Origin of the sequence: Botrimarina sp. (assembly GCF_040219535.1) — a bacterium.
Lineage (GTDB): Bacteria > Planctomycetota > Planctomycetia > Pirellulales > Lacipirellulaceae > Botrimarina.
Genome location: NZ_JAVJSH010000013.1, coordinates 146266 through 161917, shown reverse-complemented (window position 1 = coordinate 161917; position 15652 = coordinate 146266). Strand labels below are relative to the sequence as shown.

The window sequence follows — 15652 nt, the reverse complement described above, 5'->3', positions numbered from 1 at the left end:
CGGATGTTGTCGGTGTGGAAGCCGAACTGCGTCCACCCGCCGAAGTCGATCGGGCAGCAGCCGCAAGGGTCCACGCAGTCCTTCAGCGCGTACGCGTCGCCCAGGCAGCAGTCGCCCAGCAACGAGCACCCGCCGCCGCCTGAGCACCCGCGGTGGCCGCCGCAAGCGTCGGCGCCGCAGCAAGCGAGCGGCGCGTCGCAGTGGAGCGACACCGGCTCCACCCCTGGCGCCGCGGCCGGCGCGGCGTACGGGATCGGCGCGGCCGTCGGCGCCGGCGGCGTCGCCTCGTCGGCGAGCGCCGGCAGCGTTTCGGCGGGCTGCGCGTAGTAGCTGTCGTACCGGAGGGTCGACGGGGCGATCGATCGGGGCTGGGCGACCTCGTCGGCCCCCGCCACCCCGGCGACCGCGAGCGTGGCCCACCCGGCCAAGACTCGGTGTTTCATATGCTTTTCTCCGCTCCGTGGAGCACTGGGCTAGCAACCAGGGAGGGCGCAAGCCGCCAGTCGGCAAGCGTCGCTAGCTAGCACCGATATCGACCCGGGCCCGCGCGTCGGATGAGCCGCCACCACTCCGAAGCGCCGGCAAAGCGGCCCGGCGTGAGAAACCCCGCGGGCAGATCGGGCCGCATTGGTCGATGCGGTCGTAGCGGCGAGGTCGCGGCGGCGCGGCCCGCCCGTTAAGCGGGCGCCTTGAGCACGTCGGCGAACAGCGCGTCGACGAACTCGTCCGGCTTGAACGGGGCGAGGTCGTCGTGCCCCTCGCCGAGTCCCACGTACTTCACCGGGAGGCCGAGCTGCTGGCGGATCGAAACCACGACGCCCCCCTTGGCGGTGCCGTCGAGCTTCGCGAGCACGATGCCCGTGCAGCCGGCCGCTTCGGCGAACTTGGTCGCTTGGCTGATGCCGTTCTGGCCGGTCGTGGCGTCGAGCACGAGCAGCACCTCGTGCGGCGCGCCGGGCAGGGCCTTGTTGAGCGCGCCGCGGATCTTGGTCAGCTCCGCCATCAGGTCCGACTGCGTCTGCAAGCGGCCCGCGGTGTCGACGATCGCCACGTCGGCCCCCTCGGCCAGCGCCCTCTCGACCGTCTGGTAGCCGACGGTCGCCGGGTGGGTCTTGGGCGGCGCGGTGATGATCCCGACCCCCAGCCGGTCGGCCCACACGGTGAGCTGCTCGACGGCCGCGGCGCGGAACGTGTCGCCGGCGCCGAGCAGCACGCGGCGCCCCTCGCCCTTGAACTGGCTGGCCAGCTTCGCGATGGAGGTCGTCTTGCCGGCGCCGTTGACGCCGCAGACCATGACCACCGTCGGGCCGCTCTGGGCGAACTCGACGGGCGCCTCGGGCTGCTGCATCAGCTCCTTGAGCTTGGCCTTGAGGACCTCGACGACCTCCTCGAGCTGCACGACCCGGCCCCGCAGCTTCTTGCCGATCTCGTCGACGAGCGCCTCGGTCGAGTCGTACCCCATGTCGGTGCGGAAGAGGATGCCGCGGACCTCCTCGAGGAACTCCTCGTCGATCAGCCGCCCCTCGCTCTTGAAGAGGTCGCGGATGTCGGTGTTGAGCACGTCGCCGGTCTTCTTGAGCCCGGCGCGGATACGTTTGAAGAAGCCCATCTGGGAAGGCTGCAGGCTGGAGGCGGTAGGCGGGAGGCAGCGCACGCGGCTGAGGGACCCGATTCTCAGCCCTCAAGCCTCAGCCCTCAAGCCTCAGGCCGCACTCCCTCTTTCAGCCGGTCGAGGATGCCGTTCACGAAACCGCCCGACTGCGCGCTGCCGTAGCGCTTGGCCAGTTCGACCGCCTCGTTGACGGCGACCGCGTGCGGGGCGCCCCCGTAGAGGGCCTCGTACGCGCCGAGGCGGAGGATGTTGCGGTCGGCGCCCGCCATCCGTTTGAGGCTCCAGTTCTCGGCGATCTGCGCCAGCCGCTCATCGATCGCTTCGCGGTTGCGGCGCACGCCGAGGATCAGCCCCAGGGCGAACTCGCGCCCCTCCTCGTTCCTCAGCCGCCCCTGGAGGAACTCGGTCAGCTCGCCCGCCGTGGCGCGCGGGTTGACGTCGTCCTCGAAGAGGATCTGCAGGGCGACTTCGCGGGCGCGGCGGCGGAGTGACATGGTTCGTGCTGGTTCGGTGGGCGGCTCCTCGCATTAACCGGCGGAGTTCGCCCCGGGTCAATAACCCCGGGCCAATCGCTACGACGTGGGGAGCGATTTTAGCAGCGCGACCATCTGCATCGCGGCCTCGGCGCACTCGGCGCCCTTGTTGCCTTTCTCGCCGCCGGCCCGGGCGACGGCGTGCTCGCGGCTGTTGACCATCAGCACGCCGAACTGCACCGGCAGGGAGTGCTCGGTGGCGATCCGCATCAGGGCCTCGGTCACCCCGTGGTTGATCCAGTGGTCGTGCGAGGTCTGGCCTTTGATCACCGCACCGAGCGTGATGATGGCGCCGTAGCGGCAGGTGTCCGCCAGCCGCTGCACGGCGACCGGGATCTCCCACGCGCCGGGCACCCACACGAGGTCGATCTGCTCGTCCGGCACGCCGGCCTCGGTGAGCTTAGCGACGGCGCCGTCGGCCAGGGGCTGGGTGATGTCGTCGCGGTTCCACTCGGCGGCGACGATCGCGTAGCGGGCGGACTTCGCGGCGTCGTCGGGGGCGGGGCGGTATTCGTTGGGCATGGGTCGGATCACTCAGGCGGGCGGCATCGTGCTCGGGTATAATCGCAGTGACACCGACGCTCCGACAGCCCCTCCGAGAGAGTGCCGATGGAACGGGAAGAGCTGATGAAACTGATTCTGGCCGGCCCGATTCGGATCACAATGAACGACGGTCAGTCGTACGACGTGATAAACCGAGACTTTGCCACGGTCAGCGATTTTTCCGTTTCGGTGCTCTACAAGGCTCCGGACGGCAAATGGCGCCACCACCACCTGCCGCTGGTTAGCATCGCCGGTGTGGAAGAGCTGCAGCCGCAATCCTAGTTGAGATCAAAACTGCCGAGTCGTCTGAGATTCCGGCTGCCCCAAAGTGACCATCTTGTCGAGAAAGGAAGGCCAGGCCTTCGGCCGACAGGTCGATTCCGGAGGCGACTGAGAGTCCGTAGAGCGGGAAGATATTCAGCCCATCGGCGCAGTCAGCTAACCTCTTGCGGAGACGTGTCTTCAGGACTACGGCGTCGTGACGCGTCCAAACATAGGCCGTTGGATCGACTCTCCCCGGCAGAGAAATCCGCCATTCGCTGGCGAGGAAGTCCTCGAGGGCGTCCCACATGCTGACGGTGTAGCCGCGTAGCTCGTCCAACAGTCCGGCCGACCTTAAGTCGAAGCTCGGCGCGGCAAGAGGATCGCGAACTCGGTAGCTGGCGATGATCAGGTGATCGCTGAACGTGCTGCTCCGGTCAGTCCTTCAGGCTCATCAAGAACTCGGCGTTGGTCTTGGTCTTGCCCAGCCGGGTGGTGAGCAGGTCCATCGCCTCGGGCGCGTTCATCTCGCTGAGAACGCGGCGGAGGACGGACACGCGGCGGTGCTCTTCGGGGTCCATGAGCATCTCTTCGCGGCGCGTGCCGCTGCGGTCGATGTCGATCGAGGGCCAGATCCGTTTGTCGACCAGGCGGCGGTCGAGGAAGATCTCTTGGTTGCCCGTGCCCTTGAACTCCTCGAAGATCACCTCGTCCATCCGGCTGCCGGTTTCGATCAACGCCGTGGCGATGATCGTCAGCGAGCCCCCCTCTTCGACCTTGCGGGCCGAGCCGAAGAACCGCTTGGGCCGCTGCATGGCGTTCGCGTCGAGGCCGCCCGAGAGCACCTTGCCCGACGGCGGGCACTCCGAGTTCCACGCCCGGGCGAGGCGCGTCACCGAGTCGAGGAAGATCACCACGTCGCGGCCGAACTCGACCATCCGCTTGGCCTTCTCGATGACCATCTCGCTGACCTGCACGTGCCGGCTGGCCGGCTCGTCGAACGTGCTGGAGATGACCTCGCAATTGGGGCCCTTGACCTCGCGCTCCATGTCGGTGACCTCCTCGGGCCGCTCGTCGATCAGGAGCATCATCACGTACGCGTCGGGGTAGTTCGCCAGCACGCTACGGGCCATCTTCTGCATGAGGATCGTCTTGCCCGCCCGCGGCGGGCTGACGATCAGCCCGCGCTGGCCGAAGCCGATCGGCACGATCAGGTCGACCACCCGCATGGCGATCTCTTCGGGCGTGGTCTCCATCGAGATCCGGCTGTCGGGATGGATCGCCGTGAGGTCGTCGTAGGGGATCTTCTTGCTGAGCTTGTTCGGGTCCTCGCCGTTGATCGACTCGACCCGCAGCAGCGCGAAGTACCGCTCGTTCTCTTTCGGCGGGCGGATCGTGCCGGTGACCGTGTTGCCGTTGCGGAGGTTGAACCGCCGGATCTGGCTCGGCGACACGTAGATGTCGTCCGGGCAGGACAGGTAGTGGTAGTCCGGGCTGCGGAGGAAGCCGAAGCCGTCGGGCAGGATCTCGAGCGTGCCCTGGCCGACCATCATCCCCTGCAGCTTCACCCGCTGCTTGAGGATGCGGAAGATCAGGTCCTGCTTCTTCAGCCCGGCCGCGTTCTCGACGCCCTCGGCCTCGGCGATGTCCATCAGCTCCTGGGTGGGGAGCTGCTGCAAGGCCGCGATGTGGATGTTGTGGTCCGGCTCGGTCGCCTTGGCGATCGCAGCGCCGCTGCGGCGGACCCGCTCGGCCGCCTTGTCTAGCTCCTCGGCGATCGACAGCGGTTCCTCCCGGTCGAGCTGGCGGACCAGCTCCTGGTCCAGGTGCTCGTCGGGCGGCGCGCTGCTCGAGCGGCGGATGTGTGGGCCGCCGGTGCCCGACGGGCCGCCGCTGCGGTTGCGGATGCCTCGGAGCGGGCCGCGGCCCGAGGTGGACGGGTTGCCGCGGTCGGACCGTGAGTCGCTGTGGGGGGGGCGGTCAGCCATAGAGAGGGGTTCCTATCGCCGCGCAACGGGGGCGGGATCGCGGCAGCCGCTTGGCCGGAGTCGGCCGGGCTTGCGAACGAGGCAAGTGGGGGGTGCGGGAGGTGGGGAGGGCGGGCGGTCGCTCCGCCTAAAATGGGGCGCGAGCTCGTGTGCGATCAGGAAACGGGGAGGACGCGGGAAGGAAAGTCAGCGAATAGGTTGGGTCGCCACAGGAGGGCGGGTGGGCCAGCGGAATAGGCAGCGGACTAGGTGTCGTTCAGGTGGGGGCGTCGTTCAGGTGGGGGGCGTCGTTCAGGTGGGGGCGCCGTGCAGGTGGGGTCGATCAGGTGGGGTCGTTCAGGTGGGGTCGTTCAGGTGGGGAGCGGCACCGGCTGGGGGCCGGAGCCTGTCAGGCAGGCAACGCCCAATCTAGCGGTCAAACGCCATCGGCCGCAGCCACCGCTCCGCCGGCAGTGCTACTGCGGAGTATGCCAAAGGGGCGGCCGGCTTGGTAGCGGAATCGGTAGAACTTCCAGGCTATTTGCAGGAAATTAGCAGGATAAATCCCCTCTCTATCCGTCCGAAGCCGCTAGCTATTCCTCGGCGACCCGCCCACGCCATATCTCCTGCACAGCTCGCCGGGCGCCTCTCGGGTCGTCGCCGGGGACGACCGCGTCGGCGCCGAGCCGCTTGGCGTCGAGGTCGGTTTGTGCCGCTTCCCGCCGGGCGAATTCCGCGTCGCTCCACCCCCGACGCCGGGCCCGCTCCAGCCGCACCGGCCGGGGCGTGTCGACGAAACAGACCGCGTCGCAGCGTTCGGCCCAGCCGGCTTCAACTAACAACGGGATGTCGAGCACGGCCGCCGCGGCGCCGGCCGCCTCGGCTTCGGCCAGCGCGGACTCCAGGCGCTGCCGCACGCGCGGGTGGACGACGCTCTCGAGGAAAGCCCGCTCGGCGGCGGCCTCGGCGTGGGGACCGAACACCCGGCGGGCCAGCTCCGATTTCACGACCGCGCCGGCCGAGTCGACCACCGCGTCGCCCCAGCGGTTGCGGAGCGTGCTGACCACTTCCGGCTCGGCCAGCACCGTGTGTGCGTAGCGGTCGGCGTCGAGCACCACGGCGCCCAACTCGCCGAACAGCGCGGCGACATACGACTTTCCGCTGGCGATCCCGCCGGTGAGGCCGAAGACGATCACGCTGTGGGCCCCGCCTCGGCGAGGCGGTCGCGGAACTGGCGGTACGCGTCCGATTGCAGCCCCTCGTTGAGCGTCGCGAGGACGCGCGGCATGTCTCGCGCGAGCATCGCTTCGACCGGGAGCCACAAGCCGGGGAAGACCTCGCTCTGCAGCACGCCGTCCGCATTGGGAGAGAGCGGCTCGTAAACGCCGCCGCGCAACGCGAACCAGTCGATCGCCCGGTCGCGCGTCCGCCACACCAGGTACTCGCGCACGCCGGAGCGGCGGAACGCGTCTTTCTTCTGGTGCAGGTCGTAGCTGGCCGAGGTCGCCGCGATCTCGCAACACAGCTCCGGCGCGCCGCCGACGTACTGGCCATCGTTGGTCGACTGCCCACCGTAGCCAGGCAGCACCCGCAGCGCGGCGTCGGGCTGCGGCTCGTTGTCCCAGTCCAGCCGGAGCGTTGCGTTGTCGCAGCCTTCGACCCCCGCCGTGTTGGCCGAGTACACGCCCAGCCACGTGTTGAGCTCGAAGTGAGGCGCCCCGTGGAATTCGTTGGAGACAGGCGAAGACATCAGGTACACCACCCCATCGACTAACTCGGCCTTTTTTATCTCCGGCATCGCCTCGTACCGGCGCTCGAACTCGGCGCGGCTAAGCCGGTCGCCGTTCTCTAGCGGCGGCAGGTCGGCCTTGGCCGGGGGCAAAGCCGGCGGCGACACGTTGAATCCGGCGGCGGTCGATTGGGCTTGGGCGTCGGTCGACATCGGGCGGCTCCGGACAGCCAGGCAGAAGGGGCGTGCCCCTAGTTTACGCGAAAAAGACCCTTGTTCCACGTGAGCCGCCCCAGCCTCAGCAGAAGCGAATCCTCAGCACTCGGCCCAGTTGACGCCCACGCCCACGTCGACCGCGAGCGGCGTCCGCAAATCGGCCACGCCGGTCATCTCTTCGGTCACGAGCGCCCTCAGCGTGTCAACTTCGTCCTCGGGCGTGTCGAAGACCAGCTCGTCGTGCACCTGCAGGATGAGCTTCGCGCGGAGGCCCTCCTCCCTTAGGCGGCGGTACACGGCCAGCATCGCCAGCTTGATGAGGTCCGCGGCGGTCCCCTGGATGACCGTGTTGACGGCGGTCCGCTCGGGCAGGTTCATCTGGATCGGTTGCGGCCGGTCGTCGAACAGCGATCCCTTGGGCGGCCCCGGCTTGCGCACTCCGGTGATCGCGCGGCGGCGGCCGAGGAGCGTCTCGACGTAGCCCTGCTCGCTGCAAGTGGTCAGCGTGTCGACGATAAAGTCGGCCACGCCCGGGTAGCGGGCGAAGTACTCGGCGATGAACCGCGCGGCCTCCTCCTGCGGGATGCCGAGCGACTTGGCCAGCCCGAACGCGCTCTGGCCGTAGATGATACCGAAGTTAACGGCCTTCGCGCCGCGGCGCTGGTCGGCGGTGACCTCGTCGAGCGGCACGCCGTTCACTTGGCTGGCGACCAGCGTGTGGATGTCTTTGCCCGCGGAGAAGGCCTCGCAGAGCGTCGGGTCCTCCGAGAAGTGCGCCAGCACACGCAGCTCGATCTGCGAGTAGTCCGCCGCCAGGAGCCGCCAGCCCGGCTCGCCGGCGGTGAAGGCCGAGCGGATCTGCCGGCCTTCCTCGGTGCGGATCGGGATGTTCTGCAGGTTGGGGTCGCTGCAACTGAGCCGGCCGGTCGCGGCGACCACCTGGTTGAACGAGCAGTGCACCCGTCCCGTCTGCTCGTTGATCAAGTCGGGCAACGCGTCGACGTACGTGCCGCGGAGCTTCGCGTACTGGCGGTGCTCGACGATCAGCCGCGGAAGCGGGTGCTGCTCGGCGAGTTGCTCCAGCACGCCCGCATCGGTCGACGGCCCCGTCTTGGTCCGCTTGAGGACCGGCAGCTTCAGCTCTTGGAACAGCACCTCGGCCAGTTGCTTCGGCGAGGCCAGGTTGAACGGGTGGCCGACGACCTCTTCGATCTCCTCGGCGAGCTCTTGCAGGCGCACGCCGAACTGCTCGCTCAGCTCGCCGAGGCGTTGCGGGTCGACCCGCACGCCGTTGAACTCCATCTCGGCGAGGACCTCGATGAGCGGCGTCTCGAGGTCGTCGGCCAGCGTGAGCAGGCCCGCGCGGTCGAGCCGGTCGTGCAGCAGCGGCGCCAGGCGGAGCGGCACGTCGGCGTCCTCGCCCGCGTACGCGGCCACGTCGGCGACCGGCGCCTGGTCGATCCGCTTCTGGTTTTTCCCCTTCCCGATCAGCTCGGTGATCTTGGTGGTGTGGTGGCCGAGGTAACGCTCGGAGAGCACGTCGAGGTTGTGGGTCCGCTCGCCCGCGTCGAGCAGGTAGCTGGCGACCATCGTGTCGAGCGACACACCGCGGAGCGTGACGCCCGCACCGCGGAGCACGACCATGTCGTACTTGAGGTTTTGCCCGATCTTGGCGATCGACTCGTCTTCGAGGATCGGCCGCAGCGCGTCCAGCGCGTCGGCCTCGGCGAGCACCTTGTCGCCGTCCGGCCCGCGCACGGCGACGTACGCCGCTTCGCCCGGCGCCCAGGCGAACGACAGGCCGACCAGCCGAGCCTCCCGAGCGTTGAGCGAGGTTGTCTCGGTGTCGATCGACAAGGTCTCGTGCTCGCGGAGCGTCGCCACCAGCTCGGCGAGCGCCTCGCGCGTGTCGACGGTGCGGTAGTCGGCTCGCCATTCTTGGGCGGCGACCGGCGCGCCCTCGCCGAGGCCCCTCGCGCGGGCGGCGATGCTGCGGAAGCCGAATTCCGCGCACAGCTCGGCCAGCCGCTCGTGGTCGTACTCGCCCAGGCGGGCGGCCTTCCAGTCGATCTCGATCGGCGTGTCGCGATCCAGCCGCACCAGCTGCCGCGAAAGGAGGGCCATCTCGCGCCCTTCCATCAGGTTTTGCTTCCGCTTGGCGCCTTTGACGCGCTCGGCGTTGGCGAGCACGCCGTCCAGGTCGCCGAACTCATCGAGCAGCTCCTTGGCGATCTTCGGACCGATCAGCGGCACGCCGGGGATGTTGTCGATCTTGTCGCCGACGAGCGCCTGAAAATCGATCACCTGATCGGGCCGCACCCCCCAGTCGGCGGCCAGAGCGACCTCGTCGTACACGTGGTCCTTGCGGATGTTGTAGACCGCCACGAAGGGGCTGATCAGCTGGCGGCAGTCCTTGTCGCCGGTCACGAGCCGGCAGTAGGCCTGGGCCGCGTCGCACCGCGTAGCGACGGCGGCCAGCACGTCGTCGGCTTCATAGCGGGGAACCGTAACGATCGGCACGCCCAACGCGCGCACGACCTGTTCGATCTTCGGGAATTGCGATCGCAGCTCGCCGGGCATCTCGCCGCGGTCTCCCTTGTAGACCGGGTAGAGGTCGTGCCGGAACGTGTCGCCGGGCGGGTCGAACGCGCAAAGCAGCGTGTCGGGCTGTTTTTCCTCGATCAGTTTCAGCAGGTCTTTCGTAAAGCCAAAGACGGCGTTCACCGGCTCGCCCGTCGGGCTGGTCATCTCCGGGATCGCATGAAAGACCTGGAAGATGAGCGAGTGGGCGTCGACGACCCAGACGGTCGAGCCCTTTTCGGGGCCGCCGATCGCGGGGTCGCCCACTGCGGGTTCTTGGGCTTCGGGGCCTGCCATCGCGTGCCGGTCGTCGGGAGTGTTGAGAGGGGCGTCGGTAGAGATGGGGCCGGCTAGCCGGGCGACCCGCGGACGCCCCCGGAGAACCCCGCGAGCCGTCAGAGCCGGACTCTAACGGCTTCGTTGACAAGCGTTAATCCCCTAACTAGTTTCGACTTACGTGTAGCCGAGCCGCGCTCGCCCGCCCGGCTGCCGCCCGCACCGACCCGCCACCCGCTGGCAGGGCGCCCCGACGCTTCGCCCCCGGCCGGGGCACGGCGCCGCGCGGCGCCCGCTTGAATCACTATCCGCGGCAGCGCGCCGCACGCCGCGACGCTTTCGCCACCGCTGCAAGGACCACGCATGGCCGCTCGTCAGGACCAGACCCAGACGATCATCAGCAGCATCTTCGGGACGCTGTTTTTCGTGATGTGCATCCTCGCTTACTTGGCCTATAGCAGCGCCAAGAGCGAGTACGCACGCGCAGAGCAACTCGAGGAACAGAAGAACCAAGCCGAGAACGCCGCCCGGGAACGCATCGCCGAGGCCGAAGAGCTGCGCCAGATGATGGGCTTCGACCCCGGCGCAACGATGACCGACCTGCGCCAACGCTTCGAGGACGACAAGAAGCAGTACATGTCGACCTTCGACGAGGGGAGCCGCGCGTATCGCTCGGTGCTCGACCTCATCTACGCCGAGAACGAGAAGATCGCCCAACAAGAAGAGGCGGCCAAGCAGCAGATCAAGCAGCTGCAAGAGAGCCTCGTCGCGCTCGAGGGCGAGTGGAAGCAGCAGTACAGCCAGGCGCAGGGCGAGGCCGACAAGGCCAAGCAAGACCTCGCCGGCGAGCGTGAGCGGTTCCGCACCGAGCGCGAGAGCATCGAGCGGCAACGCCAGCAGCTCGCCCAGACCCTCGCCCGCAAAGAGCAAGAGTTCAGCCAACGCGCGGCGGAGGCCGAGGCCGGCCGCGACGAGGCTCAAGAGGAGCTCGTCACCACCCGCCGCGCGATCATCGACTTGCAGAGCAAGGTCGAGAAGTCCAACCCGAGCTTCGAGGTAGCCGACGGCATGGTCACCTACGTGAACCAGCAGAACGGCGTCGCGTGGATCAACCTCGGCGAGGCCGACGACCTCCGCCGCCAGGTGACGTTCAGCGTCTTCGCGTCGGAGTACAGCGACGCCGCCAAGGCCGAGAAGAAGGGCAGCCTCGAGGTGACCCGCGTGCTCGGCGACAACCTCGCCGAGGCCCGGATCACCAGCGACGAGTCCAGCGACCCGATCCTGCCCGGCGACCGCATCTACAGCCAGGTGTGGGAGGCCGGCAAGCCGCTGCGGTTTGGCCTCACCGGCTTGATCGACCTGGACGGCGACGGCGCCAGCGACCTGAAGCGAGCCAAGGACCTCATCGAGCTAAACGGCGGCATCATCGACGTGGTGCTCGGCGAGGACGGCCAGATCGACGGGCAAATGACCGTCAACACCGACTACCTCGTGCTCGGCGAGTCGCCCGACCGCCCCAACCAAGCGGCGTACCGTGAGGGCTTCCAGACCATGAGCAAGCAGGCCTCCGACCTGGGCGTCGATACGATCACCCTCAGCGAGTTCCTCAACCGCGTCGGCTACAAGCCGGCCGAGAAGACCGAGCGGTTCGCCGGCGGCGGCTCGCAGGGCGGCGGCTCGTCGGCCGGGCGGAGCTTCCGCTTCCGCACGCCGTGACCGGAGCGGCCGCCGCTCAGTTCGCCGAGCAGCCGATGGCCGACAGGCTCCGCTAGGCGTTGTCGAAAAGCCTCGCCGCCAGCGACGCATTGCGGGCCGCCAGGGCGCCCGCCAAGTCGACGCGCACGAAGAGCTCGGCCGGCTCGCGCAGGCCCTCGTCGCGCGCGACCGCGCGGCACAGCCGCCGCTCCAGGTAGCTCAGGCGGTGCGCGGCCGCCAGCTCGGCAAATAGCCGCTTCGGGGGTTGGTCGCGCGAGCGTTCCTGCCACGACCCCAGCCGGCTGAGCACCCAGAACCCGCCGGCAAAGGCCAGCACGACCGTGGCCCAGCCCAGCGCGTCCTCGGTCCGCCACTCCAGGTGCTCGCCGCTGAAGTGGTCGCCCAGGCGGCGCCAGTTGTCGATCTGCCCCAAGAGCAGCGGCGACCGCACGTAGATCCCGATCAGTGGCATGCTAGGTCTCCTCCGAGAGGCTCTCGGCCGCCGCGCCGAGCGCCGCCAGCGCGCGCTCGGCCGCCGCTCGGACGCTCGGCGTGCGGTCGGTCAGGCAAGCCTGCAGCACCTCGACGACCGGCCCCTCCGGCGGGCACTCGGCCAACAGACGCACCGCCTCGCAGCGGACGCCCGCGTCCGGATCGAGGGCCGCGGCGACCAGCTCGTCGAGCAGGTCGAGCCGCAGGCCCATCACGTCGAGCAGCTCCAGCGCATCCAGCCGCCGCCGCGCGGCCCCCGCCCCGAGCTCGGCGCGCAGCGTCGGCGCGCTCAGCGAGTCGGCGCGGGCGATCATCCGGCCGATCGGCCGGCGGTGCTCCTCGGGGAGTTCTCGGTAGTGGTCGCGGAAAGCGGCGAACGACACGCCCTCGAGCGACCGCCGCGCGGCGGCGCGGACGGCCGCGCTGGGGTGGTCGAGCAACGCGACGAGCTTGGTCGTGGCCTGCGGGTAGTCCTTCCGCCGGAGCAGCCCGGCCGCGGCGGCGACCACGGCTGGGTCGTCCGAGCCGAGCGCCTCGCCGAGGGGCTCGATCGCTAGCTGCGAGGGCAGCTTCGCGATCGCCCGGCACGCCGCCTTGCGCCCCTCCGGCGCGCCGGCGCGGAGGACTTCGCCGATCGCGGCGGCGACCCTCGTGCGGCGTTCGGCCGACGCGGTCGCCACTTGGATCGCGACCGACTGGCCGCGGCCGTCGAGCTCCAGCAGCACGCCGATCTGCTCCTCGTCGAGCCACGCGAGCCGCTCGATCCGCGCACACGACTCCCTGGCCGAGGCGCCGATCGGGTCCTCCATCCGCGCGAGCATCCCGCGGAGCGCCGCCGCGTCGTGCCGCGCGCCGGCGATCCTCGCCAGCACGCGCGGCGCGCGTTGGTCGACGAGCGAGCGTCCGATCGCCGCCAGGGCGTTGGGGTCCGTCGTCGTGGTCAGGGCGTCGAGGAGCGGCTGGTGGCCCGCGGCCGACGGGTCGGCGAGCGTCGCCCAGAGGGCCGGCTCGTCCGGCGCGGCGAGGGCGAGCAAGGCCTCGATCAGCTCGCCGTGGCGGTGCTCGCCGTAGGCGATCAGGGCCTCGCACAGCTCGTTGGCCGCCGCGCGGCGCAGGAAGGCGGGGTCGCGCTCCGTTTGGCCGGCCCGGTAGCGGTCCACTTCGGCGGCGACCCGTCGCGCCATCCGCAGCGCGCGTCGGGCCATCGCCGCCGCGTCCGGCGCGCGGGCCGCCCTCACCACGCACGGCAGCAGTTCGTCGCACGGCCAAGCCTCCGCGAGCCGCGCGGCGGCCTCCGCCGCTTCTCCCTCCCCCGAGTCGATGAGCCGCCGCAGCCCCCCCGCCAACGGAGCCGACGGGGGCGTGTCGGCCAGGGCCGCTTCGATGTCTGCCGCGAGCTGCGTGTACCGCTCGACTAGCACGCGGTGCCCACGGGGGTCGTCGCGTCGTGCCAGCGCGCGGACCGCCCCGACACGGAACCGCTCGTCGGGCGAACCCAGCGCCACGGCCAACAGGTCGGCCGCCGCAGGGTTCGCCGATCGCAGCAACGCGCGGAGCGTCGTCTCGATGCCGGCGGGAGGGTTCACCTCGGATCGGGGGCGAAAGGGTCGAAGGGTCGGGGAAATACCGCTGCCTCTTCCGGTAGATCGTCGGCTCGGTCGAGCCGACGGCTGCGGGGCGATTCGGCGCGCGGGGGCCCGCGGCGCCGCGAATCTGCGAGAGTGCCCGGCATTGCCGGGTTGCGCCGGCCGGGCCACACTGGTTGTGAGGGATGCGCCGCCCGCGTCCCGAACCCCACCCCGACTCCCAAAGCCAATTGGCGAGCCGACCGCTTCCCGCCGAACAAGTCGCCCAGCGCGAGTGGCCGGCCCTCCGCGCCGGGCTGCTAGACGCGGCCGCCGCCCTCGACCGGATCGACCGCGCCGGCGGCGGCGACTCGGCCGAGCGCCGCTTGGCCCAGCGCCTGCTGGAGGTCCTCGCCGAGCCGGGGCGAGCGGACCGGGCGGAGCGGGTGCTGACGCTGCTCAGCCGCGAGTACGACCCTTCCTGGCGCGAGCGGTTCGCCGACGGCCAAGGGTCCGCCGACCCACCCCCTGCCTGAGCGCGGCTCAGCGAGCCCGCCGCACGACGACCCCACCCAGCGCGCCGTGAACTACATCGACCCCCACATCCACATGGTGTCGCGCACGACCGACGACTACGGCGTGCTCGCGCGGATGGGGTGCGTGGCGGTCAGCGAGCCGGCCTTCTGGGCGGGCTACGACCGGGGCGGCGCCGAGGGATTCCGCGACTACTTCCGGCAGCTCACCGAGTTCGAGCCCAGCCGCGCCGCCGCGCACGGCCTCGGCCACTACACGTGGCTGTGCATCAACGCGAAGGAGGCGGAGGACGTCGCCCTGTCGCGCGAGGTGATCGCGATGATCCCCGAATTCCTCGACCGGCCCGGCGTGCTGGGCGTCGGCGAGATTGGTCTGAACAAGAACACGCCGAACGAAGCGACCGTCTTCCAGGAGCACCTGGACCTGGCCGCCGCGCGGGACGAGCTGGTGCTGATCCACACGCCGCACCTGGCCGACAAGCTGCAAGGCACGCGGATGATCCTCGACATGCTGCGGCACGACGCGCGCTGCCCGCCGGAGCGTGTGCTCGTCGACCACGTGGAGGAGCACACCGTGTGGCGTGTGCTCGACGCGGGCTACTGGGCCGGCATGACGCTCTACCCGACGAGCAAGTGCACGCCGGCCCGCGCGGCCGACATCGTCGAGCTCTACGGGCCCGAGCGGCTGCTCGTGAACTCGGCCGCCGACTGGGGGCCCTCCCGCCCGACCGCCGTGCCCGACTTCATCGCCGAGATGCGCGCCCGCCGCCACCCGGAGGCGACGATCCGCCGCGTGGTGCTCGAGAACCCGCTGGCGTTCTTCTCGCAGTGCCCACGATTCGAGCCGCCAGAACGACTCGAGGCGAATGCCCCGTGAGCCGCGGGGGAACTCCGTAGGCCGGGCCAAGCGCAGCGCCGGTCCGGCAGGCGAGCGGGAAAGAGCCGGCGTCCGCTTCAAGCCGGACTGGCGCTGCGCTGGTCCCGTCCTGCACGCTGCTTGAGCCGACGGCGCTAGCCGCGGGCGAACGAAGCGTGGCGGGCGGCGCCTCGATTGCCCGACGCCAGCGCGTTCGGCTCGTGCGCGGCCCTGTGGGGCGGCGCGGCTTGCCGCTCTCAGAGCGGCGAGTGGTCGCCGCTCGGGTGGCCCGGCACCCGGTACAGCTCGCCGGTCGTGTCGACGCGATACGCCTCGCCGCTGACCGGGCAGACCGGCAGCCCCTGGGGGAAGTAGTCGAGGTGGCCGTCCAGCTCGCTGAGGTCGGCGCTGGGCCACACGCCCTCGGCTTCGCGGTACCGCTCGACGGCCGAGTGGATGTGGCCGCAGTTGCTGCGGCAGACTTGCTCGGCCGCGGTGTCGGTCGCCACGGTCACGCGCGGCACGATGATCGCCGCGATGATCCCCAGGATCGTCACGACCGCCAGCAGCTCCATCAGCGAGAAGCCGGAACGGCGGCGGCGCACGGTCGGGGTCATGTCAGCGCGTTCAATGGGCCAGTGACGCAGGCGTCTTGCGATACCAACCAATAGCACGCGCCGAGCTCCGCCCGACGCCCCGGCCTTCCAACCGCCGCGTGCGTCGCGCGGCCGCGTCCGATTGTGCCGGACATGCGGGAGTGTGGGGCTGGCCCCAAGCCAAGCCACGCCACGCCA

14 protein-coding genes and 1 pseudogene are annotated in these 15652 nt (G+C 70.1%); 4 read left to right on the top strand and 11 right to left on the bottom strand.

Annotated features, from left to right (window positions below):
* From RIC11_RS07755 to ribH, 4 genes and pseudogenes are all read right to left on the bottom strand, one after another.
* Positions 1-443: pseudogene (locus RIC11_RS07755) on the bottom strand (hypothetical protein); the annotation flags it as partial.
* Positions 444-676: 233 nt separating this feature from the next.
* Positions 677-1609 carry a signal recognition particle-docking protein FtsY gene (ftsY, locus tag RIC11_RS07750; protein WP_350209995.1) on the bottom strand — a complete coding sequence of 311 codons (933 nt, stop codon included), beginning with the start codon at positions 1607-1609 and terminating at the stop codon, positions 677-679.
* 86 nt (positions 1610-1695) lie between these two features.
* Entirely contained in the window at positions 1696-2106 is a 411-nt protein-coding gene (gene nusB, locus RIC11_RS07745) for a transcription antitermination factor NusB (RefSeq protein WP_350209993.1), read from the bottom strand.
* Positions 2107-2184: 78 nt separating this feature from the next.
* A complete protein-coding gene (ribH, locus tag RIC11_RS07740; protein WP_350209991.1) occupies positions 2185-2667 on the bottom strand; it encodes a 6,7-dimethyl-8-ribityllumazine synthase in 483 nt (160 codons plus the stop codon).
* A gap of 87 nt (positions 2668-2754) precedes the next feature.
* Between ribH and RIC11_RS07735 the strand changes: the two genes are divergently transcribed.
* On the top strand, positions 2755-2970 hold the full coding sequence (locus tag RIC11_RS07735; protein ID WP_350209989.1) for a hypothetical protein: 216 nt from the start codon (positions 2755-2757) through the stop codon (positions 2968-2970).
* Between the two features lie 416 nt (positions 2971-3386).
* On the opposite strand, the gene rho is transcribed toward RIC11_RS07735, so the two are convergent.
* The 4 genes from rho to polA all read right to left on the bottom strand — a co-directional run bounded on the left by rho (position 3387) and on the right by polA (position 9738).
* Positions 3387-4937 (bottom strand): transcription termination factor Rho, encoded by a 1551-nt coding sequence (gene rho / locus RIC11_RS07730; protein WP_502879379.1) that lies wholly within the window; start codon positions 4935-4937, stop codon positions 3387-3389.
* Positions 4938-5509: 572 nt separating this feature from the next.
* Positions 5510-6112, bottom strand: a complete 603-nt coding sequence (gene coaE / locus RIC11_RS07725; protein WP_350209988.1) for a dephospho-CoA kinase — start codon at positions 6110-6112, stop codon at positions 5510-5512.
* Positions 6109-6858, bottom strand: coding sequence for a Uma2 family endonuclease (locus RIC11_RS07720; protein WP_350209986.1), 750 nt, complete (start codon positions 6856-6858; stop codon positions 6109-6111). The genes coaE and RIC11_RS07720 overlap by 4 nt, the downstream gene beginning before the upstream one ends.
* 102 nt (positions 6859-6960) lie before the next feature.
* Positions 6961-9738 (bottom strand): DNA polymerase I, encoded by a 2778-nt coding sequence (gene polA, locus RIC11_RS07715; protein WP_350209984.1) that lies wholly within the window; start codon positions 9736-9738, stop codon positions 6961-6963.
* Positions 9739-10080: 342 nt separating this feature from the next.
* Between polA and RIC11_RS07710 the strand changes: the two genes are divergently transcribed.
* The gene (locus RIC11_RS07710; RefSeq protein WP_350209982.1) at positions 10081-11433 is read left to right on the top strand and encodes a hypothetical protein; all 1353 of its coding nucleotides are present in this window, start codon (positions 10081-10083) and stop codon (positions 11431-11433) included.
* A 52-nt stretch (positions 11434-11485) separates the two neighbouring features.
* On the opposite strand, the gene RIC11_RS07705 is transcribed toward RIC11_RS07710, so the two are convergent.
* Positions 11486-11884, bottom strand: a complete 399-nt coding sequence (locus RIC11_RS07705; protein WP_350209980.1) for a hypothetical protein — start codon at positions 11882-11884, stop codon at positions 11486-11488.
* Position 11885: 1 nt separating this feature from the next.
* Positions 11886-13490 (bottom strand): HEAT repeat domain-containing protein, encoded by a 1605-nt coding sequence (locus RIC11_RS07700; protein WP_350209978.1) that lies wholly within the window; start codon positions 13488-13490, stop codon positions 11886-11888.
* Between the two features lie 230 nt (positions 13491-13720).
* Between RIC11_RS07700 and RIC11_RS07695 the strand changes: the two genes are divergently transcribed.
* Together RIC11_RS07695 and RIC11_RS07690 are read left to right on the top strand one after the other, a co-directional pair.
* Positions 13721-14005: a hypothetical protein gene (locus RIC11_RS07695; RefSeq protein ID WP_350209977.1), complete on the top strand. Its 285-nt coding sequence runs from the start codon at positions 13721-13723 to the stop codon at positions 14003-14005.
* A 46-nt stretch (positions 14006-14051) separates the two neighbouring features.
* A complete protein-coding gene (locus RIC11_RS07690) occupies positions 14052-14879 on the top strand; it encodes a TatD family hydrolase (RefSeq protein ID WP_350209975.1) in 828 nt (275 codons plus the stop codon).
* 236 nt (positions 14880-15115) lie between these two features.
* Here the strand turns inward: RIC11_RS07690 and RIC11_RS07685 are convergent, their stop codons facing one another.
* Complete coding sequence (locus RIC11_RS07685; RefSeq protein WP_350209973.1) at positions 15116-15475, bottom strand: type II secretion system protein; 360 nt, start codon at positions 15473-15475, stop codon at positions 15116-15118.
* Positions 15476-15652: the final 177 nt, after the last annotated feature.